This is a genomic window from Larkinella bovis (assembly GCF_042655385.1).
GTDB lineage: Bacteria > Bacteroidota > Bacteroidia > Cytophagales > Spirosomataceae > Larkinella > Larkinella bovis.
In genome coordinates, this window is sequence record NZ_JBHSMA010000005.1 from 293,427 (window position 1) to 315,772 (window position 22,346).

The 22,346-nt window shown below is 50.5% G+C and carries 13 protein-coding genes; 8 read left to right on the forward strand and 5 right to left on the reverse strand.

All coding sequences use genetic code 11. The features are described from left to right. Positions 1–2 precede the first annotated feature (2 nt). Positions 3–1,445, forward strand: coding sequence for a RagB/SusD family nutrient uptake outer membrane protein (locus ACFPMF_RS17675; protein WP_379847701.1), 1,443 nt, complete (start codon positions 3–5; stop codon positions 1,443–1,445). A gap of 94 nt (positions 1,446–1,539) precedes the next feature. Here the strand turns inward: ACFPMF_RS17675 and ACFPMF_RS17680 are convergent, their stop codons facing one another. The 5 genes from ACFPMF_RS17680 to ACFPMF_RS17700 all read right to left on the reverse strand — a co-directional run bounded on the left by ACFPMF_RS17680 (position 1,540) and on the right by ACFPMF_RS17700 (position 10,003). Continuing rightward, positions 1,540–2,754, reverse strand: a complete 1,215-nt coding sequence (locus ACFPMF_RS17680; RefSeq protein WP_379847704.1) for a purple acid phosphatase family protein — start codon at positions 2,752–2,754, stop codon at positions 1,540–1,542. Between the two features lie 74 nt (positions 2,755–2,828). Beyond that, positions 2,829–4,607 (reverse strand): RagB/SusD family nutrient uptake outer membrane protein, encoded by a 1,779-nt coding sequence (locus ACFPMF_RS17685; RefSeq protein WP_379847707.1) that lies wholly within the window; start codon positions 4,605–4,607, stop codon positions 2,829–2,831. An 11-nt stretch (positions 4,608–4,618) separates the two neighbouring features. Next, positions 4,619–7,984 carry a SusC/RagA family TonB-linked outer membrane protein gene (locus ACFPMF_RS17690; protein ID WP_379847710.1) on the reverse strand — a complete coding sequence of 1,122 codons (3,366 nt, stop codon included), beginning with the start codon at positions 7,982–7,984 and terminating at the stop codon, positions 4,619–4,621. A gap of 237 nt (positions 7,985–8,221) precedes the next feature. Continuing rightward, positions 8,222–9,304: a FecR family protein gene (locus tag ACFPMF_RS17695; RefSeq protein ID WP_379847712.1), complete on the reverse strand. Its 1,083-nt coding sequence runs from the start codon at positions 9,302–9,304 to the stop codon at positions 8,222–8,224. A gap of 129 nt (positions 9,305–9,433) precedes the next feature. Further along, a complete protein-coding gene (locus ACFPMF_RS17700; protein ID WP_379847714.1) occupies positions 9,434–10,003 on the reverse strand; it encodes an RNA polymerase sigma factor in 570 nt (189 codons plus the stop codon). A 520-nt stretch (positions 10,004–10,523) separates the two neighbouring features. Between ACFPMF_RS17700 and ACFPMF_RS17705 the strand changes: the two genes are divergently transcribed. The 7 genes from ACFPMF_RS17705 to ACFPMF_RS17735 all read left to right on the forward strand — a co-directional run bounded on the left by ACFPMF_RS17705 (position 10,524) and on the right by ACFPMF_RS17735 (position 22,134). Beyond that, positions 10,524–11,123, forward strand: coding sequence for an RNA polymerase sigma factor (locus ACFPMF_RS17705; protein WP_379847717.1), 600 nt, complete (start codon positions 10,524–10,526; stop codon positions 11,121–11,123). A gap of 198 nt (positions 11,124–11,321) precedes the next feature. Then, the gene (locus ACFPMF_RS17710) at positions 11,322–12,398 is read left to right on the forward strand and encodes a FecR family protein (RefSeq protein WP_379847720.1); all 1,077 of its coding nucleotides are present in this window, start codon (positions 11,322–11,324) and stop codon (positions 12,396–12,398) included. Positions 12,399–12,565: 167 nt separating this feature from the next. Next, positions 12,566–16,096: a SusC/RagA family TonB-linked outer membrane protein gene (locus tag ACFPMF_RS17715; RefSeq protein ID WP_379847724.1), complete on the forward strand. Its 3,531-nt coding sequence runs from the start codon at positions 12,566–12,568 to the stop codon at positions 16,094–16,096. A 21-nt stretch (positions 16,097–16,117) separates the two neighbouring features. Further along, the gene (locus ACFPMF_RS17720) at positions 16,118–17,692 is read left to right on the forward strand and encodes a RagB/SusD family nutrient uptake outer membrane protein (protein WP_379847727.1); all 1,575 of its coding nucleotides are present in this window, start codon (positions 16,118–16,120) and stop codon (positions 17,690–17,692) included. Positions 17,693–17,855: 163 nt separating this feature from the next. Then, on the forward strand, positions 17,856–19,631 hold the full coding sequence (locus tag ACFPMF_RS17725) for a metallophosphoesterase (protein WP_379847730.1): 1,776 nt from the start codon (positions 17,856–17,858) through the stop codon (positions 19,629–19,631). A 12-nt stretch (positions 19,632–19,643) separates the two neighbouring features. Beyond that, positions 19,644–20,870, forward strand: a complete 1,227-nt coding sequence (locus ACFPMF_RS17730) for a ComEC/Rec2 family competence protein (protein WP_379847733.1) — start codon at positions 19,644–19,646, stop codon at positions 20,868–20,870. Next, complete coding sequence (locus tag ACFPMF_RS17735) at positions 20,857–22,134, forward strand: ComEC/Rec2 family competence protein (RefSeq protein WP_379847736.1); 1,278 nt, start codon at positions 20,857–20,859, stop codon at positions 22,132–22,134. The genes ACFPMF_RS17730 and ACFPMF_RS17735 overlap by 14 nt, the downstream gene beginning before the upstream one ends. The last annotated feature ends 212 nt before the right edge of the window (positions 22,135–22,346 follow it).

Below are 22,346 nucleotides of genomic sequence, written 5' to 3' on the forward strand. Positions count from 1 at the left end.
CCATGAAACGAAAATATTTAGTTGTTGCCTTGCTGAGCCTCACGCTGACGAGTTGTAAAGATGAGTTTTTGGCCTTATCGCCAATTTCACAGGCCAGTACCGCAACGTTTTATAAAACCAGTGCGGATTTGCTGAATGCCCTGAATGGTGCTTATGGCGCCCTTCAATCGAATGGTCAGTATGGTCAATACTACGTCGTGTCGGAAATACCTTCCGATGACACACGACCGGTTTTGTCAGGTTCGGTAACGGATCAGGACGAATTCGATAAGTTTTACCTGCGCACCACAAACCCATTTCTGGCGACCCGCTGGAGCGATGGCTACAGCGGTATTTACCGCTGCAACGCGGTTATTGATCGGAGCGGAGGGATTACCATGGACGAAACGCTGAAAAAACGCATCGTTGGGGAAGCCAAGTTTTTGCGGGCCCTGATGTATTTCAACCTCGTCCGGGTGTTTGGGGATGTGCCGCTGGTTGTCAAGGAAATTACCGATCCGCAGGAAGGTTACGAGTACGGGCGGACCCCGGTTGCCGATGTCTATGCGCAGATCATCAAGGATTTGACGGATGCCGAAGCCGTGCTGGATGTGAGCTATACCGGCACTAACATTGGCCGGGCTACGCGCGGAGCCGCCAAATCGTTGCTGGGGAAGGTGTATTTAACGCAGAAGAAATACGCTGATGCGGCTACGAAACTGAAGGAAGTGATCGATGCCGGGACGTATGATCTGTTACCGACCTATGCCGCGGTTTTTCAGGCTTCTAACAAGAACCATAAAGAGTCGGTTTTTGACGTACAGTACAAAAAAGGAAGCATCGGCGAAGGCAGCGGTTTTGCCAATGCTTACGCGCCCGAAAACTCGGGGAACGCGGTGATTCAGTTCGGGGGCGGGGGCAACAACCAACCGACGCCGGATATGATTGCGGCTTACGAACCCGGCGATTTGCGGAAAGACGTTTCACTGGCGACCAGTTACACCAACGCCAGCGGTGTCAAGGTGGACTACAACTTCATCCGGAAATACAAAGATCCACCGGTTATCAACGGTGATTCGGAAGATAACTGGCCGGTATTGCGCTACGCCGACGTGTTGCTGATGTATGCTGAAGCCCTGAACGAAACCGGCAAAACCGCCGATGCGCTGCCGTTCTTAAACCGCATCCGGACGCGGGCCGGAATCGCTCCAAAAACCGGTGCCGAGCTTGGAACCCAGGCGGCCATGCGGCTGGCGATTGAGCAGGAACGGCGCGTCGAGCTGGCCTTCGAAGGGCACCGCTGGTTCGACCTGGTGCGCACCGGTCGGGCGTTGGACGTGCTGAAAGCCAAAGCAACCGCGATCGGCATCAAAACCAATGTGACTGAAAATAATCTGGTGTTTGCCATTCCGCAGAGTCAGATTGACATCAACTCCTCGAAAATCAAGCAGAATCCGGGGTATTGATTTGATGTAGACAAGAGAAGCGAGACGTGAGACAAGAGACGTGAGAAGAAAGAGTTTGATCTCTTGTCTCACGTCTCTTCTCTTTTGTCTATCCTTACGTCCGGGCTTTTTTGACCGAATACTTGCCCACTTCTTCGCCATCGTCGCGGATCATGCGGAGGTTAAGTTCTTTGGAGTTGGCATTCAGCTTGATCAGCGTCCGGTTTCCCTCCAGCGGCCCCCCGCCGATAACGATGGGGTACGGATGGCTGGCATCCGGCGGGTGAACCCCGTAGCGGTGCGTGTGGCCCGAAAGCACGAGATCGACTTTCCCTTTGGCAAACAGGGGCGCAAACAGTTCGCGGTTGTGCAACGGGCCGTGCCAGTCACCGGAATGAAACGGCGGAATGTGAATCAGCACCACCCGGTAGGTGGCCTTTTTGAACGCTTCGGACTCAATTTCTTTTTCGAGCCAGGTCCGTTCCTGAATACGGTATTGATCATAAGCCGCCAGACCGCTGTATTCCCAGTTGTCATCGGTTTTGTCTTCGCCCGAATCCATCACCACAAACCGGACCGGTCCCTGCGTGAAAGCGTAGTAATATTCCTCCGTCGGATACGCAAAATAATCGGGGATATTCCGCGAAAAAGCCCCCCGGGTTTCGTGGTTGCCCTGGGTCAGAATAAACGGAATCTCTTTGGCAAAAATATCGACGGCGGGGTTGATCAGGTGTTTAAAAACCTGCTGTTCGGTATTGACATTGTCGAAGCAATCGCCGTTGAAAACGACAAAGTCAAAATCCGGTTTGTTGCCGGTATACCCGTGCCGGTACAGCATGTAGGGAATCGTCTGCGGCCGGTCGTGAATGTCGTTGAAAATGACCAGTTTGACCTCATCATCGTTCAGCCCCGGTGTTTTGAAGGTATACATAGGACTCTGAATGGGCTTGTCGTACTCCACTTTGGCGGGCTGAAAATTCAGAATTTCGGAGGAGACGATGCGGTACCGGTACGTCGTTCCGGGTTTTAATCCTTTGAGCGTAATCTTGTTAATCTTGTTGTTGGCTTCCACATGGCCGTTGCGGTACCGGTACCCTTTCAGGCTTAAGTGCATACCGGCTCCGTATTCAACCCAACTCAGGCTGTTTTTACTGGTCACCCACACAATGGTGGCTTCCGTCTGGCTAACGTTTTGGAGATAAGGACCCGTTACAAACGAGTTGATCTCATTGGCTGCTGGCGAAACCGCAGCCAATGCCGCGGGCGAAACCGCACTCAGGGTGCCAATTTTTGATGCTTTTTCGAGAAAGGATCGTCGGTTAAAGGGCATAGTTCAGCGTTGATTAAAGAAAAGAAGAGCGTTACGGAAGCCAAAAACCGTCTTTCCGCAACGCTCAAGATAGATTAATAAAGCGGATTCTGCTTCAACTTCGGGTTTTTCTGGATTTCGCCCACCGGAATGGGGGAGAAGTACCCTTTCGGATTGAACGCCCGCGTGGCGACCTGTACGACCTTGTATTCATACGTATGCGTGGTTCGGTCGGGGTTCAGCTTGCCCAGAATCTCGATGCCGGTCGCGTGCTTGTTCAGGGTCTGTTCCGCAATGCCCCAGCGCCGGACGTCAAAATACCGGTGTCCTTCAAAGGCCAGTTCGTATTTGCGTTCATACCGGTACAGATCTAGCAGGGCGGCACCGGTTACGGTGGAGGACACGGCGGGCATACCGGCCCGTTTGCGCACCATCGTCAGGTACGTACGGGCTTCGGCTTCTTCGCCCAGCCGCAGACAGGCTTCGGCGTAGTTCAGCAGAATTTCGGCAAACCGGAACATGATCCACGGCTGATCACCCCGGAAAAACTGCCCGTCAACGTTTTTGTCCAGAAACTTCCGGGTGTAATAACCGGTTGTGGTGGCATTCCAGTTTTCGACCGGACTATTGCGCGTATCGACGCCCGGGATCACCTCGATTTTGCCGGTGGCATTGTTCCAGCGTTCCATATTACCCGTCTGGATAATGCCTACCGGGTCGGAAGCAGCCGCGTCGGCCGGACGCGTCCGCCAGGGAGCACCGTTGTAGAGGATCGACGCGTAAAACCGGGGGTCGCGGTTGGCATAGGGCTGCTTAGACTGAACCGGGTTGGTCCAGCTAAACGCACTGCCGTCGCGCAGTTGATAACCACTTACAAATTCCTCCAGCGGGACATTGCCACCCCAGTTGTGGTAGCCGTTCGGCCCGTTCCAGAGATCGAGCGAGGTGCCGCTCAGTTGCTTGTTGTGCAGCTTGGCAAACAGGATTTCGGGGTTGTGATTATCCAGGAAAATCCGCGAATAATTTTCGGCCGCCGAGTCAGTGGGCGTATACAATTTGTGCGGACCCGGTTTGTCGATCAAGGCCTTGGCCGCGGCTTTGGCGGCCTGCCAGCGTTGCTGCTGGTTGCCGTCCGTATATCCCACCAGCGCGTTGGTGTTGCCTGGTTTGTTGTATAGATCGCTGGCGGCATAGAGCAGCAACCGGGATTTCAGCGCCATGGCCGAAAATTTCGTGGCCCGGCCCGTGTTGTCGCTGTTGTGGGTTTCGGGTAGCTGCTCAATCGCTTTGTCACAATCGGCCACAATGGCCGTCACACAGTCGGCAAAAGAGCTGCGTTCGATCAGCATCCCATCCTTGTTGTTGAGATCAAAGTTCTCCTTAAATAGCGGCACCCCGCCCCAGTAACTGACCAGGTTGAAGTAGTAATAAGCCCGCAGGAAATAGACTTCGCCAGTTAACCGCTGGCGTAGCTTTTCGTCTTTGAAGGGCACATTGGCGATCTGAGCCATGAAGGTGTTGCAGTTGCGGATGTTTTTGTAATAGTCCGTCCAGCGGCCAAACTGGGTCAGGGTTCCCATGTTTTCGGGAGTCAGCGTGCCCTTCACCACCACATCCGTGCCCTTGTCACGGATATACATGCCTTCGTCGGTCACGGCGGTGTGCATCACCTTCCAGTCGTCGCGGAATGGATCCCAGATGCGGGCGTAAAAATCGTTCACCAGCGCTTCCACCAGGGCCGGATCATTCCAGACGTCGGCGTCGCTGATGGCGTCGAGCGGTTTCCGCTCCAGGAAATCCTCCTGACACGACATCGTTCCGGACAGAATCAGAATCAAAAAAGAAGCGGATAGTATGCGGGTTATTTTTTTCATGGAAATGGTCATTAAAAGCTCAAACTGACGCCAGCGTTCAAAATTCTGATTTGCGGGTAATACTGACCTGACCCGTTCGGTACTTCCGGATCGAACAGTTTGACCTTATCGATGGTCAGCAGGTTCTGGCCGCTCACATACACCCGCAGGGTTTGCATCTTCAGCTTTTGCGTCAGAGCCGCCGGAATGTTGTAGCCGATTTGCAGGGTTTTGAGCCGCAGGTAATTGGTGTTATACAACCAGTAGGTGTTTTGCTGCGTAATCCAGTATTCGCGGTTGTCGAATACGCGCGGAACGGTGGCATTCGGGTTGTCTTTGGTCCAGCGGTTTTCGACGTATTCACGCGGGAAGTTACCGACCAGGCCCGATTCGGTCCGGACGTACTGGTTGGCATCCCCGGCACCCTGCCACAGCATCGTCAGGTCAAACCCCTGGTAGCGAACGCCGAGATTTAACCCGTACGTCAGGTTGGGAAACTCCGATTTGTTGACCCGAATCCGGTCCAGAGCGTCAATTTTGCCGTCCTCGTTGACATCCCGGAAAATCACATCGCCCGGTCGCGCACCCGAAAATTTCGGCGAGCTGTTGACTTCATCGACGGTTTTAAAGACACCGATGGCGTCGTAATACAGGCCCGATCCGATAGTGGAACCGGTATAGCGCTGGTAATCCGGAACATTCGGCGATTCATCCCAGAAGAGCACCTTGTTGCGGGAGTACGAAGCCGTTCCGGCTACATCGAATTTTACCTTGCCGAATGATTTCCGGTAAGCGATTTGCGCATCGAAGCCCCGGTTCCGTACTTTTCCGAGGTTCTCGTCGGGCAACACCATGCCCGTATATTCCGGCGTTGAGGCCGAGCGCGGAATCAGAATGTTGGACCGTTGGGTGTTGAAATAATCGGCTTCGACGGTTAGGGCTCCGTTGAAGAAATGCGTTTCGACCCCCAGGTTGAAGGTGTTGGCCACCTCCCAGGTAATGTTCGGGTTCGGAATCCGGACCGGGTAGATGGCCGAATTCAGGCTCAGGTTATTGCCAAAAATCGCGCCCGGAATGGTGCCGGAATCAAAACCGTAGATGCTCAGGTATTGAAAATTGGCAACTTTATCGTTCCCCATTTGCCCCCACGAACCCCGTAGTTTCAGGAAGTTAACCGCGTTGACATTGCCTTTCCAGAAGCCTTCGTTGGAAACCACCCAGCCCGCCGAAAAACCGGGAAAGAAGCCAAACCGCCGGTCGCTCGGGAAGTTCTGCGAACCATCGTACCGCCAGTTGAAATCGAACAGATACTTTTCACTGTACTGGTACGATACCCGGCCAAAGTAGTTCCGGCGGGCGGCTTCAAACCCCTGTCCGGTGATTTCGCGCTCGTCCTGTCCACCGGCAAACAACTGATCGACGATGGGGGAAACGAAGAATTTTCGTTTCCCGGAAAAGTCGTTTCCTTTCTGTTCGTTCTGCTCGTAGGCAACAAAGGCTCCGAGGTTGTGCGGACCAAACGCGCGGTTGTAGTTAATCTTGGCGTTGAACGTCACCTGCTGCTCATGAACAAACGCTTCCGACAATTCCGGTTTGGCGACACCCCGGGCCGCTCCGTTCAGAATCGGGTTGTTCTGGGCGTCAAAACCGCCGAACGTATAGAGCGTCCACGGTTTGATGAAATTCTTCTTGTGGGTCAGTTCTTTACTGGCCGCCAGGTTTCCGTCTACCGACAACCCTTCGACCCCCGGAATTTTGATATTGGCCCCGAAAATGATGTTGCCCAGGTTGATATCGTGCCGGTTATAGCCGATCGTGTTGGTAGAGGTTACCACCGGATTGTTGCCCTGTTCGATGTCGGGACCCGGCAGGCCGTTGGGCCAGACGGCGGTTTCGGTCGGACGACCACGCAGCAGAAATCGGAAAATCGAAGAGGAGCTTAACGGTGGATAATTTTTGTTGCTGTGTCGTCCCTGCACGTCGAACGTCAGCCGAACGTATTGATTCACGTCCGCATCGAGGTTAATCCGCAGGTTCTGCTGTTTGTAATTGGTGGCGCTGTTTCGGTACACCGCATCTTCGTAGAGCGTTCCCAGTGATACAAAATAGCGCACCTTTTCACTGCCTCCGCGCAGGGATAAATTCTGGCGGTTTTGCAGCGAAACCGGTTTGATAACTTCATCGACCCAGTTGGTATTGGGGTGGGTCCAGGGCGACGAACCGTCACGAAATTTAGTAATATCATCCTGGGTGTATTTAGGTTGTCCACCCGCGTATTCCTGAATTTCGTTGACCAATTGGGCGTACAAAGCCGCGTCGGCCATTTCGGGCAAGCGCGTGGGGGCCACAAAACCCTGATTGAAACTGTAGTCGATGGTGGGCTTACCGCTTTTTCCGCGTTTGGTTTTGATGAGAATAACGCCATTGGCCGCCCGTGAACCGTAAATCGAGGCCGAGGCATCTTTCAGCACGGAAAGGCTTTCAATATCGTTCGGGTCGATTTTGTCGAGGCCACCGAGCAGGCTGGGAATGCCGTCGACCACAATCAGGGGAGAATTGTCACCCAGTGTACTGCGTCCGCGGATGAACAGACTGGAGCCATCGGAACCCGGTTCGCCCGACCGGTTGACGGCAATGACCCCGGCGACGCGACCCGCCAGCGTGTTGGTGACGTGTGTGGTGGGGGCCTGGTTCAGGCTTTTTCCGTCCACCATCGAAATGGCACCGGTTACGTTGACTTTCTTCTGCGTACCGTAGCCTACCACCACGATCTCACTCAGCGATTTGGTGTCCGGTTGTAAGGTAAGATTGATAACCGATTGATTGCCAACGGATATTTCCTGGCTGGTAAACCCCACAAAGGAAAAGACCAGGACCGCTTTTCGATCCGGCACCGCCAGCCGGTATTTTCCATCGGCGTCGGTGGTGGTTCCGCGCGTTGTTCCCTTCAGGACGACGCTGACACCGGGTAACCCTTCGTTATTTTCGCCGACCACCTTACCCGAAATGGTTTCTTCGGCGGGCAGGATCAGAGACATGGAAGCCTGGGCCTGGTCGTTGTCGCCGGTTGGAATCGTGGAGTTGGTGGAGCCGGAGGGTTCGGTTTCCCGGTTGAGAATGATATACCCCCCGGCTACGGAATACTGAATTCGCAGAGGGCGCAGCATTTTTTCCAATACGTCGCTCAGCCGTTGATTGTGGGCCGTAACGCTTACTTTTCGATCCCGAATCAGCGCCGGAATGTACGAAAACCGTACTTTCGCCGATTTTTCCAACTGATTCAGAACGACTCGTAGTTCCCGCTGATCCGCTTCTACCGTGACGGTGCGGTTTAGCAGTTCCTGCGCCAGTCCGTTCCGGCCATAGGCCATTCCGGCAAGCAACAGAACCAGCATCATAGGTACACCGGTAACTTTCATAATGAGCGCAAAAAAATTGCGTGTTGTCGTTTTTTTCATAATTTACCACCGCTTTTGAATGAGAAAAAAGCAAAACTCTCCCGGGCCCCTTTTTGGAGGGACAATCATTACACTACTAATGAGGGAGTTACTGAAGTCGGTAATGCTGGACCCATTACCGGCTTTTTTGTGAAGAACGTCTACGTTTTTTGCATAGAGATGAGGTTTAGTTAAAGGTTAGTCGCAGCCCTGGCCGGCAATGACGATTTGGGTATCATAAACCTGATACGTGGCCCCGATCGTCCGGCAAACGATGTCTAGCTTGGTAAAGAAAGGCTCGTTGCTCAGCGGAACGGTCAGGTAGCAATTTTTCAGAACGGTTTTGTCGTACACGATCGGTAAGCCGTAGGTTTTTTCCAGCAGGCCAAAAACGTCCGAAATCGGGGTGTTATCAAAGTGGAAAACGGCGGGTTGCAATTCTTTTTGCAACAAAACCGGGTTTTCGACCACCGAGCGGGTCAGGCGGTTTTCCTTTTCCGAAAAGGTTGCCTGCTGATTCGGTGTCAGTAACAGCTGTTCGGCGTTGCGGGCTTTCGGATCGGCTTCCTGCATGCGATATACCGCGACTTGCCCCGAGCGAACCCGCACCGAAACGTTGGCTCCGGCCGACCGAACCGTAAAACTGGTGCCGACAACGCGCGTAATGAGGCCGTTTGCATAGACTAGAAAAGGCTTTTTAGGGTTTTTGGTTACTTCGAAGAAGGCTTCCCCTGTCAGAAACACCTCGCGCGACGCTTCCTGATCGAATTGGGTTGAATAGCTGATCCGGCTGTTTTCCGACAGCGTAATCCGGCTGCCGTCGGGCAGGGTCACCGGCAGCACCGAAGCTTTTGAATTGACGATTTCCCGAAGGGGCACTGCCGACGCTTCCGTCAGTTTTTCGTATGAATAGGCCGCCGGTGCCGATTGCTGTTGCCAGATTCCCCAACTCACACCCACCAGCAGGATAATGGCGGCTGCGGCTTTCCACCAGCCGAGTCCGTAGGCCGGGCCGGAAAGAGGCTGTTCAAGCACCGGTTCCGTGGACTGCATGACGCGGTTGATTTCCTGATTCAGTTCGTGTTCCGACAGCGAAGCGGGCTGATTTTGCCAGCTTTGAATAACCGCCTGGGCTTGTTCCAACTCGGCTTTTTTGTCCGGATAAGCCGCCGTTAAGTTCCGCCAGAAGCTCACCTGTTCGGGCGAACCCGACCGAACCCACTGCTGGAATTTTTCATCAAATAGAAAATCTTCAAGGTTGTAATCCTTATACTTCTTCATGATAAAGCACAGTTTAGGCGGCTTTCTATGAGGATAGTCTTAAAAGATCTTCGAAATCATCAAAAAGTACGAAAAAAAATAAGAAAAATCCGTAAGGGCCTGATTGCCAGGGATTAGGTGGCGTTGTCCTCAGAAAACCGTCCAGATAAAAAGGAGCAGATGCCAGTGTTCCCGAAACTGTTTCAGGCTTTGGTACAACAGATTGGCCACCGCCGGGCGGGAAATTCCCAGGATGTCGGCCACCTGTTCGTTGGAAAGGTTTTCGTAGAATTTCAGATGCAGGATTTCGCGTTGTCGCTTAGAGAGTCGCCCGATGAGGTGTTGCACCCGGACCTGCTGTTCGCGGCTGGTTTCGTCCTGAATGATCAGGTTTTCGGCGTAATCGTCGGCTTCGAATTCCTGGTTATCCCCGTCGGACAGGCCCGACAGGTAGCCGGTTTTTTGCTTTTCTTTAAAGATCCGGTTTCGGAACGCTTTAAAAAGGTACAATTTCAGATTTTCGGTCTCGTTCAGAAAAGCCCGGCGTTCCCATAAATTAACCAGCAGATCGTGCAAACAGTCTTTCAACTGGTCCCGGTCCTTCAGGAATTTGGTCCCGTATTCGAACAGTGGCTGGTAGTAGGTACGTAGCAAAGCCTCAAAGGCGCTGCGATCACCTTCCCGAAAAGCTTGCCATAGATGAATCTCCTGGTCGGTCACGAGGTTGGATACAATGAATAGACAAAGCTACCATCAGCCCAAATAAAGAAAAAATTTTACGGTTATAGTAATAGTTTTTTCACATTTCATCCGGATTTTTGATCATTTGTTAACGATAGCAGAAGAAATACGGGTTTGGAAAACGATGCCCGGCCGACAAAATCGCTGCCTGGTGGCTGCCTGTAACTAAAGAGTGATTTACCTACGTCAGTAGATGGATAAACATTACCATCTTTCTTTTATCAAAAAATAACGCATGCTGATCGACCGTCGTCAATTTTGAAGACCACCGCCCTGGCTGGACTCAGTGGGTTGGCCTTCCGGCCGACCACGGGAAAACCGCTCGAGGTTCCGGTTCGGGCGCTGAGATTAACCAATTAGTAGTACCTTCGAAGAACGAACCAAACCGTAGTGCTTCGACTAACCGAAGGCGGATACTATTCAGTGCGCATCCCATTTTCGTTAAATTTGTCGAGCCTTTATACTTGTACTCAAAATTTTGATCCTTTATATGCCTTCCATGAGTTCTGTCAACAAGTACAATGAGATCGCCCTTTGGGAGTCTCTGGGAAGAGGAGATCAAAAGGCATTTGAAATGCTTTATCAGCATTATTTTAAAATACTGGTCAACTATGGCTCACGATTTACATCGGACCCGCTTTTGCTGGAAGATGCTATTCAGGATCTGTTTACGTATCTCTGGCATCGGAAAGTTCAATTTGCCTCTCTGAAAGAGCCTAAATTCTATTTACTACGGGCGCTGCGCAATCAACTAAGCCGAAATTTCCGGAACGATCTATTTGATGATGCTGAAGATATCGATGATTTTCTGGATTACTTAGTCTCGCTTTCTGATGAACAGCAGGCTGTCGAACAGGAAACGCTCCTGGATCGTTCCCGCCAAATACAGGCTGCGATTTCCCGATTAAGTCCCCGGCAGCAGGAAGCCATCAATCTCCGTTTTTATCATGGGATGAGTCTGGATCAGGCCGCCGAGCTGATGGGTGTTACCAAACAGGTCGTCAGTAACCTTCTCTTCAAAGCGTATTCGATGTTACGACTAACGTTAAAAGGAATCTTTTCTCTGGGGCTTCCATTTCTGCATTCACTGACTCAGTAATACCCATTTCAAATCGGAGAACGGATCTGAGTGCTTTGAAAGCAGGCTTTCTGGATGTAGGCTTTACGTTCAGAACGTTATCGCCATTTTCTTGCCTTTTAGAAGGCATTGCTCAAAAAAAGAAAAAATATTTCAAGTCCACTGGTTAATTTTTTCAAAAACGTGACTGTGTATAGTAGAAGGGCCAAATAGGTTGATATGCTGTACAATGATTTTACCTTGCAGGATTTGCTAAACGACGATTCGTTTATCCGGTGGGCAGTGCACAACGAGCAGGATGATTACTGGCAGCAGGTGATGGCGGCCCATCCGACCAAGCAAGCGCTAATCAGGCAGGCGATTCAACTTATTCAAGAACTGCAACAGGCTGAGGAGAACCGGACCTTACCCGTCAATGAAGAGCAAACCTGGAAACGAATCCGTGAAAATACGATTGATGCGGATCTGCATTTCGGATTGCCTAAGAAACGATATTGGCTCAAAGCCTTGGGGGCAGGCATGGCAGCGGCATTGGTTACAGGATGGCTATGGGTTGGTTTCGCTACATCAAAGACGACGTACACCAAGCTAGTAGCCAAAGCCTCCGAAAAAAATACCCTCATCGAAAAGGTGAATTTCAACGACACACCGCTGAAAATCATTCTGGAAGATAGCAGCATTGTCTACCTGAAAAAAAATAGCCGGTTTAGCTATCCGGCGCACTTTACGGCCAAAGCGCGGGAAACCTTTTTAAGTGGAGAGGCATTTTTCCAAATTACCCACAATCCTAAAAAACCATTCTACGTCTATTCCAATGAACTGGTGACCAAAGTGTTGGGGACGAGTTTTGACATCAAAGCCTTTGATAATGAAGAACAAGTTCAAGTGAAAGTACGGACAGGGCGGGTATCCGTCTACAATCAAAAACCGATACGCTTAGTAAGCGAAGAAAGCCAGTCTCTCATTCTGTTTCCCAATCAGCAGGTTATCTTTAACAGAGAGACGGAACGTCTTTCGAAGCACCTGGTGGCCGACCCCCTGCCCATTCAGTCGGTAGCCGCAGGTGAAAAGCGGTATTTTGAGGACGTACCGGCGGCAACGGTGTTGCAGGCCCTGGAGAAGCGCTACGGTGTACGCATTTTGTATGATGAGGAGCTGCTCTCAAAATGCATTATTACAACCACCCTGAGGATGCAGCCACTAACCGACCAACTGGAGGTAATTTGTCAAACGATTGGGGCTACCTATAAAGAAATGGATGCCCAGTTCGTCATTGAGTCTGCGGGTTGCCAGTAATTACTCTCGATCTCATTAAATCCTAACCCTTAACACGCATGCTTTAAAGTCGATAAACCCAATTATAAAAAGAGAAGAAGGGGGCACCTCTTTTCCCGAACCCACCTGGCACTGGCTTAGTGCCGGAAGAAATTGATTTGTCTGATAAAAACAAAACAGTCAAAAGTATGTCAAAAGCTTTTACTAAAAAAAAGGGTTTCACACTCATGAAAATCATCTTTGCTCAACTCATTCTTGTGGTGTTGCTAATCGGTAATACGTTAGCTTACCCCACTGCTGCCCAGGAGTTGCTCAAGGAGCGGGTTAATTTAACGCTGAAAAACAGCAATCTCCGCTCCTTTCTGCACAGCCTCGAAAAGCAGGTGGATGTCGTGTTTTCGTACCAGAAAGGCGTTATTGAATCGAACGAAAAACTGAATCTAACGATCCAAAACGAAACGATCGATAATGTCCTGAAACAGGTGTTGGTACCCAGACGTATATACTATAGGGTTCTCAACAATAACCAGATTATTTTGACCCGTGCAGGCGATCCCCAAAACGACCAGGGCAAGCTGGAATCGAACCCCAGCAGCCCGGCCCGGTTTCCGGAACTAGAAGAAAATGTTCGGACGGTAACCGGCTATGTGAAGGATGAGAAAGGCGAAGCGTTACCCGGTGTAAGCATTGTTGTGAAAGGGACGCAACAGGGCACGGTCACCGATGCCAACGGCGCTTTTTCCATGACAATCCAGAATGAGAATACGGTTTTAGTGTTTTCTTTTGTGGGCTATATTTCTCAGGAAGTGACTGTAGGAAACCGAGAATCGTTAGAAATAGCGCTGAAAGTTGGCGAAAAAGTACTGGAGGAAGTGGTGGTAATGGGGTACGGTTCCATGAAAAAAAGAGATATCCTGGGGTCGGTAGCTACGATAAAATCGGACGACCTTCAGAAACTCACCCCCACATCCATGGATGCAGCACTACAGGGAATGGCATCGGGGGTTATGGTGACCTCGTCGGGTGTGCCCGGAGCTCCCGTGCAGGTGAAAATCCGCGGTATCAATTCCATCTCATCAAATACGGACCCACTGTGGATTGTCGATGGAATACCCATTGTGACGGGATCGATTGGCTCGGATTTCAACGGATCTACTAATCAGAATGTTTTATCGATGATTGATCCGTCGGATATTGAGTCGATGCAAGTACTTAAGGATGCTGCGGCCACTTCCATCTACGGCTCACGGGGTTCCAACGGGGTCATTGTCGTTACGACCAAGAGCGGAAAAGCCGGAAAAAGCACTTTTGACGTGGATGTTCGGACGGGCGTCAGCAACTGGACGAATACAAATGTCGGTATTGCCTCAGGCCGGGAGTTTGTCGAGATCATGGATCTAGTGCGGGCAAACAGCCGGTTATCGGGAGTGTATGAGCCCGTTCAGAGCCTCGGTCAGCTTGATACGTACCAGGCCAGTATGACAAGGGAAGATGCCATGAACACAAACACCCGGTGGGCTGACCAGATCAGTCGCCTGGGAAGTTATTCCGACGTGCGGATATCGGCAAGCAATGGTTCGGAAAAGACCAACTCATACCTGTCGCTGAATTACCGGAAAGACAACAGCAATCTCAAGTTCGGCGATATGCAAACCCTTTCCGGTAACTTCAATATCAAGCATAAGGTGTTCAATACCTTGTCCTTAGGGTACAGAATGCTGGCTTCCTACACGGATAATAACCGTATCAGCTCAGGCGACGGGAAGCAGGGGGCCGGGGGCTGGGGACAAATAAACTCCAATGCACTTCCCTGGTATAAAGTATACGACCCCAACGGGGTCAATGGATACTGGAACCCGCAATCGATGGTTAATCCGCTTGCCAGCATGGATCCAAAGCATTCGGAGAACAACCTGAAAGCCCTGAACCTGCTGACAGGACTGACCGCCGATTTGCAGCTGCCGCTCAAGGGCCTTTCCCTGCATGGCGATTTGGGAATGAACTACATCAATAGCCACGCACTATCGTGGATTAGTGAAAAGGTCCGCATTTTGGGAAGCCGCGCGCAGGAAGGCAAGATTACGTCTTCAACCTTGAACTATAACACCTATTTTAATTATGATGCTTCTTTCCAGGAACACAATTTGAATCTGGTGGCCGGAGCGGAAGGCACTCGTTCGCGCGCTCATATGACAAACCTAACGGGGATCGGATTGGTCGGCCCCTTTCATGAGATCGGCACGCCCGCTACACTTTCTGGCACTAGCGGCCTGGATGACGAGATGTATTTGATGGGTTTTTTCGGGAGAGCCAATTATAATTTTAAGGGAAAGTACTACGCCGGGTTCAGCATGCGACGCGACGGAATTTCCAAATTCATTAACGAAAACCGTTGGGCTACTTTCCTGTCAGGATCGCTTGGCTGGGTGATCTCAGAGGAAAAGTTCTTTTCTATTGAGGCCATCAATTTTTTGAAATTAAGGGGGAGTTATGGGCAGACCGGTAACACCAATATCCCAACGGGTATCACGGCAGATATTTGGAATAACCGGACCGGGGAGGGGACGCTGCAATTGTCCAACTCCAAGATGCTTACGAACATAGGCAACCGGAATATCAAATGGGAAACGACCAGCACGATTGACTTTGGTTTCGACTTCGGACTCTTCCAAAACAAGATCAACGGCTCGGTAGCCTGGTATACCAAAAATGTCAGCGATATGCTGCTTAAAGCTGCCGTCCCGCTGTCAGCAGGGATACAGCAAAGTAATTCGATCTGGCAGAATATCGGGGACATGAAAAACTATGGATTGGAGTTCGATATTGATGCTGTGCTTATTTCCAAAAAGGACTTTCAATGGAAAGTTGGCGGCAATATCGCTACCAACCGGAATAAGGTATTGGCACTGACCCCCGAATTGGATAAGACGGGAGCGGGCATTCTCCCCGCCGAAACCGTACGCGAAATCATCAAAACAGGTCTTCCGTTAGGCAACTGGTATATGGCCGACTATGCGGGGGTGGATCCCCAAAAGGGCATTCCCATGATTTATGGAATTGAAACCCTGGCCGACGGCTCTACCCGCCGTTCAGGAGCAATCATCCCAGCTACCACGACCAATCAATCCGCTAACAGAATGATTCTCGACGGAAAAACATCCATTCCGAAGATTACCGGCGGGTTCAACACCAAGATTACCTATAAGGAATTTAATCTGGGCATGTATTGGAATTTCGCAGCGGGTCATTACATCTATAACAGGCTGAGACAAAGTCTGATGACCCCCAATACCGGATTGTTGACGCTTTCAAAGGAAATACTGACCGACACCTGGAGAAAACCCGGGGATATTACCAAATATCCTATGACCACCTATGGCAATAGCTATTATTATGACAGCCAGGGGAATCCCTCCAATGTCCAGGTGCAGTATGGCAGCGAGAATATCACGCCCAATTCACTCTATTTGGAAAAAGGAGATTATGTGCGATTGAAAAACCTTCAGTTTGGTTACAACATCCCGACCAAATTTGCCGAAGGAAAGCGACTAAAAGGCCTCTACGTTTATATGAGCGGGACCAATTTGCTTACGTTCACCAAGTTCTCGGGCTATGATCCGGAGGTGATGATCAATGATGGCTCCATAAGCAGTGTCGTATTTGCTCTTGAGATGCCCCAGTCCAGAGTTTTCTCTGTTGGTGTCAGCGCTAAATTTTAACCTATTATCTCCGGAAAAATCATGAAAATATATAACAAGATTATCAGGACCTGTTGTCTCCTTTTTGCCATATTTTCGATAAGCTCCTGTGAAAAATATTTCGAACTGGAAAGACCTATTCAGTTCCCCTGGCAAAATGCAACCGAACTGGAACTGGCGGTCCGGGAAGGATACCTTCATTTGTCAAACGACCCCTGGTTCAACCCGATGGGCTCGTTGTCGATGATTGATTTCGGGCAGTCGGATATTGCCCGTTTGTTGCCCGAGGCCATTCAGGGTAATAATTATGCGACGCAATATTATAATCGAACCTACGCAACCGCGCCGTCGGATAAGGAAGTGGCTGAAACTTTCAAATTTCTGTATTACATCATCACCAATAACAATGCGGCTTTGCAGATGCTGAACGACGCGGAAAGGGACGGAAAGGATCCTTTTGAGGGAATGGTGAATGCCGACCGGGAGCGCGTGAAACGCTATAAAGGGGAGTTGTATTTTATGCGTGCGGTCGCCTACTGGTACCTTGCCAGGATATATGCTCCTCCTTTCAATCCAAACGGCAGCAATGAGAGCCGCCATTTCGTCTTACGGACAGACTACGTCCGGACCGCGGAAGAATTGAAAAATCCTAAATTAGGGAGTGTTGCCGAAGTATGGGCCCAAATCCAGAGCGATCTTGAAAAAGCAAAGGATTTACTGCCAGAAAGCTATGTCACAACAGAAACCCAGCCAAAAGGGCGTGCCAACAAGTTTGCGGCCTCGGGCATGTTAAGCAGGGTATACTTTATCACCGGTCAACACGCAAAGGCCAAAGCCGAATGCGACTTTATACTGGCAAGTTCCCTGTACAACCTTTCCGAAGATCCGATTACCGCCTTTAACCGTACCGGCGCGCAGGATGCCAAAGAGGTAATTTGGGAAACGGCCTACGTGAGCCCGAGTACCCGGTTTGACAGGACGCCGGGGATCTATGGCAAAAACCTGTATAACAACAATAACAGGGGCGGTGATTATTCCACCTACACGTTATCCTACTCCGCTTTGAAAGAAGTCGGATGGATGGCTGACGGACTGAAGGGGAATTTCGCCGAAGTTCCCGACGCGAAAAAAGACAAGCGTTACACGCAGCTCTACAAGCGTTATGAGCAATATGGTGTCCCGGGTGGCGACCCCAATGCAACCTGTAAGGTGGCCCGGCCCGAGGTATGGATCGACAAATATTTCCGCTCGTCGAATGGTCGCTATTCCAACCGTCCCATGATTCGTCTGGCTGAAGTCTACCTTACCCGTTCCATTCTCCGCTTTACCAGTGGAGATGTGCAAGGGGCCGCACAGGACCTGAATGTGGTCAGAAAGCGTGCAGGGCTGGAAGATATTACGGCCGCCAAAATTACAGCCAATGATATTCACAACGAGCGCATCAAGGAAATGGCCAGCGAGCACGGCGACCGCAATTATTATCTCATCGGCTTGCGCTTGCCATTGGGGATAGGCGACCGGGATCCGGCCCGTTTCTCCCCTGTCAATCCGCCTTATTCCAATTATTATTGGCCTGTACCGCTCGTTGAACAGCAACAAAACGCATCCTACCAATAAAAACCTGCTTTAAAATACCCGCGTTGCGGGTAAAACGACGGGCTTCCAACTCACTGGATCAAAAAGAAGCGCAACTGACCAGTCAGTTGCGCTATCCATTCAATCAACCTTCAGCCATGAAGCTAGCACGAACTCTTCAGCAGGTTTAACTATTCCTAACCCAATGAGAAGAATACTTTTTATCATTAGTCTCAGCATTGTTGGCTTCTTATCGGCCAGGGCAGATGAAAAACCGGTATTGAAATTCAATGCCCGGTCCAGGTTTAAAATAGTACAGTTCACGGATATTCATTTACAGTATGATTCATACCGTTCGGATAGCGTCCTGGTGATGATGAGGACGGTTATTAAAAGAGAAAAACCCGACCTGGTGATGCTTACCGGCGACGTGGTCGGCTCGGATAACAGAAAAAAAGCATGGCTGAAAGTCGCGCAGGTGATGATTGATGCCAAAGTCCCCTGGGCCGCCATGCTGGGTAATCATGATGCGGAGTATGAACTGGACAAGGAGCAGACCATGAATGTTATTGTCGGTTTGCCCTATAACCTGACCATCAGCGGGCCGAAAGAACTCGCAGGAAAAGGGAATTACGTCCTGCCCATACAATCTTCAAAGTCGCAAAAGACCGCGGCCGTGTGTTATGTTTTAGATTCCGAGGAGCGGCCGCAGTCGGACGTTTCCGCATGGATGGATGAAAGCCAGGTCCAATGGTACAAGGAGCAGAGTGCTGCATTTACCAAACAAAATAACGGAACTCCGCTTCCCGCGCTGGCATTTTTTCATATCCCTTTTCCCGAATATTCGGATGTTGTGGGAAAAAGCACCACCTATGGAATTTCCTACGAAAAGCTACATTCCAAACCGAAGAATCCTTCCAATTTATTTACAGCTTTTGGGGAAAAGAAAGATGTGATGGGGGTGTTTGTCGGGCATGAGCACAACAATAATTACATCGGCAGCTTAAATGATATTTGCCTGGCATTTGGTCAGGCCAGTGGCCGCCAGATTTATGGTGACCTCGGATCCGGGGCCCGGGTGATTGAATTGTATGAAGGGCAACGAAAATTCGATTCCTGGATTTTAAAGCTATACGACAATAACCGCGAACTGGATTTATGGAAACCTACTCACAGCAACGAACGGATGTTCTTTGTTTCCTATCCCGATTCGTTTAAGGAAAAAAACGCGGGCTCCAGCAAGATCAGTATGATCACGGAAGGCCGCAAGGTCAGTATTCAATGGTCCGGCTCCGGCTCAGCAACGGTAGACTGGGGCGATGGTTCGAAGAAAGAAGTCCTGACCCTTAAAGAATCCGTCTCACAGATTGACCACACGTATTCAGGTGCGTCGGCTCGTACGATCACTATTCATGGCGACAGGATCACAACACTGAACTGTCAAGGCGCTGGCCTGACGTATTTGGATGTCAGCAAAAATACCGAGCTGACAGCGCTGGATTGCAGCGACAACCGATTAATGAATTTGAACGTAAGGCATAATCCTGCGCTCAAAACGTTGTGGTGCAATGGTAATCAGCTAACGAATCTGGACATCAGCAAAAACACCATGCTAACGGAATTGTATTGCTATCGTAACCGGTTAATGACCCTGGATGTTAGCAAAAACACGGCCCTGGTATGGCTGAATTGTTATCAGAATGAATTGAGGAGTCTGGACCTGAGCATGAACACCGCCCTGCGGCGACTGGATTGCTACGAAAATCGATTGAAAACTCTGGATTTCAGTAAAAATACCGCGCTGACATGGTCGGTTTGCTCCGATAATCAATTGACAACCGAGACCCTGAATGCTTTGTTCGCAACCCTGCATAAAAGTGCCAGCTCTGCAAAAATATTCATTGGCGGCAACCCGGGCGAAAAAGAGTGCGATCGAAGCCTTGCAAAGAGCAAAAACTGGACAGTGAGCCTTAGATACTAAAACTTGTCAGCTATGAAATTGCGACACGTGTCATTTCTTACATTGTTGGTTTGTTGGGCTATGGCCGCCAGTGCCCAGGTTAAACCCGGTGACGTATTTCCGGACTGGTCGGCGGGTTATATGGATATTCATCACATCAGTACAGGCCGAGGGGAATGTGTATTTGCCATTCTGCCCGACGGCACCACGATGATGATCGACGCCGGCGAAACCGGTACGGATAAACGTAACTTTAAACCCAACAGCAGCAGAAGTACCGGCGAGTGGATATCGCGTTACATCCTCCGCATGATGCGTCCGTTGTCCGAGAAAAAACTAGACTACATTCTCCTGTCACATTTTCATGATGACCACATGGGGAATGTGAAGCTCAGCGACAGAAAATCCAGTAAAGGAGACTTTATCCTCACGGGTATTACCGAAGTAGGCACTCTGATCCCTTTCGGAAAGATCATAGACCGCAACTGGCCGGATTACAATTATCCCCGTCCCCTGTCCAACGACCCCGACGTGCAGAACTACATCCGGTTTGTAAATTGGCAGGTGGCGAACGGCGCACAAGCAGAACAGTTTCAGGTCGGTTCCAACCAGCAGTTTAAACTGCTCAGGCAGGCCGGCAAATACCCCGGTTTTGAAATCAGGAACATTGCCGCCAACGGACAGGTATGGACCGGAACCCACACCAATACCCGTCATCATTTCCCTCCTTTGGACAAGGTGCCAGAAGGAGAATATCCCGAAGAAAACGCATGCAGTGCCGCCATCCGGATCTCCTACGGGAAGTTTGATTATTTCAACGGCGGTGATATCATCCGCACTCACACCCCTGGCACCTGGAAACACATCGAGATGCCGGTGGGTTTGGCTACCGGTCCTGTCGATGTATGCGAAGTGAACCATCACGGAAAAGATGCCATGAGTGCCGAGTTTGTACGGGCGGTTTCTCCCCGGGTTTTTGTCATCCAGGGTTTTGGCCTTAGCCATCCCGACGCCATTGCGCTTAAGGCCATGGTGGCGAAGAATATATACCCCGGCGAACGCGACATCTTTACGTCTCATCTCTTTGACGTCAACAGGACGGTTCTCGGCCCATCCTTGGTGCGTCAGCTAAAAAGTACGCAGGGCCATACGGTCGTCAGGGTATATCCCGGCGGTGGCACTTATGAAGTTTATGTATTGGAGGATACTTCGGAAAATTTTACCATCAAATCCATTCATGGCCGATATGAAAGCAGATAGCGGGTTGAGGATTATGTTAAACAGGGCGTTACGGAATTCATTTTTGACCGCATTGCTGGTTGGTTTCCAAACAGTAATATTCGCACAAAGTAAAGTCGGCGATGCCTATCCCAACTGGACTGCCGGCTACCTGGATATTCATCATATTAATACCGGGAAGGGAGAATGTGCATTTGCCATCCTGCCCGACGGTACCACGATGATGATCGACGCCGGCGAGATCGCCAAAGGCAACCAAACCGCCGATCCGCGTCCCAACGACAGCCGGACTCCCGGCGAATGGATTTCCCGATACATCCTTCGCATGATGCATCCGTTGCCCGAGAAAAAAATAGACTATGTGCTTTCGACGCATTTACACGACGATCATATAGGAGCAGCGGAACCCGGCAAGAAAAAGTCCGCCAAAGGCAATTACCTGCTGTCGGGCATGAGCGAAGTGGGTGACCATATCCCTTTCGGGAAAATTGTAGATCGTGGCTGGCCGAATTACAACTGGCCGCTGCCCATGACCGACAATAAAAATGTGCAGAACCACATCAGCTTTGTAAAGAGTCAGCTTGCCCGTGGTGCAACGGCTGAACAGTTTAAGGCAGGATCGAATCAGCAGTTCAGGCTGCTTAAGAAAGCGGATCAATACCCCGAATTCGAGATCAGGAACATTGCTGTCAATGGACAGGTATGGACGGGGATACGAGATAACGTCCGAAATCATTTCCCACCTTTGGAAAAGCTCTCCAAAGAGGACTATCCAACCGAAAATCAATGCAGTGCCGCCATCCGGATCTCTTACGGGAATTTTGATTATTTCAACGGCGGTGATCTTGTTCACGCCAGTGCTCCGGTGGGTGCATGGCAGAATATTGAAACCCCGGCAGGTATTGTCACCGGTCCGGTTGAAGTGTGCGAAGCGAACCACCATGCGGCCTATGATGCTATGGGCGAAAACTTTCTGATGGCCGTACGGCCTTGTGTCATTGTCATACAGACCTGGGGCGCAAGCCATCCAAACAGCAGTACCTATCTGCGCATGTTGGAAGACGGGAAAGTCTATCCTGGTGAAAGGGACATATTCAGCACCAATCTCATGAAGGAAACCCTGGCGGTGATTAGCGAAAGACGGATCAGCGCTATGAAAAGTAGACAGGGCCACGTTGTGGTGCGGGTTCACCCGGGTGGCGGACAGTATGACATTTATGTATTGGACGACTCTTCGGAAAATTTTACCATCAAAGCCGTGCATGGGCCCTACAAAAGCAGGTAATAGGGACTATTTCGTTTTGACTTTGTGACCCTGACCCAGATCCTGCACAGTCTCATAAAAGTCAGATTGAAGAAAAAAATCCGCCAGCCGCAGCTAGCCTGTCCATCCTGGCGTTTGCCGGGAAGTCTCGACTGGGGGCAGATCTCGTCAATGGATTTGCCTTTCCCGCCAGCGAGAGCCTCTCAACAGTCTTCGGAGATTTTATAAGGAGC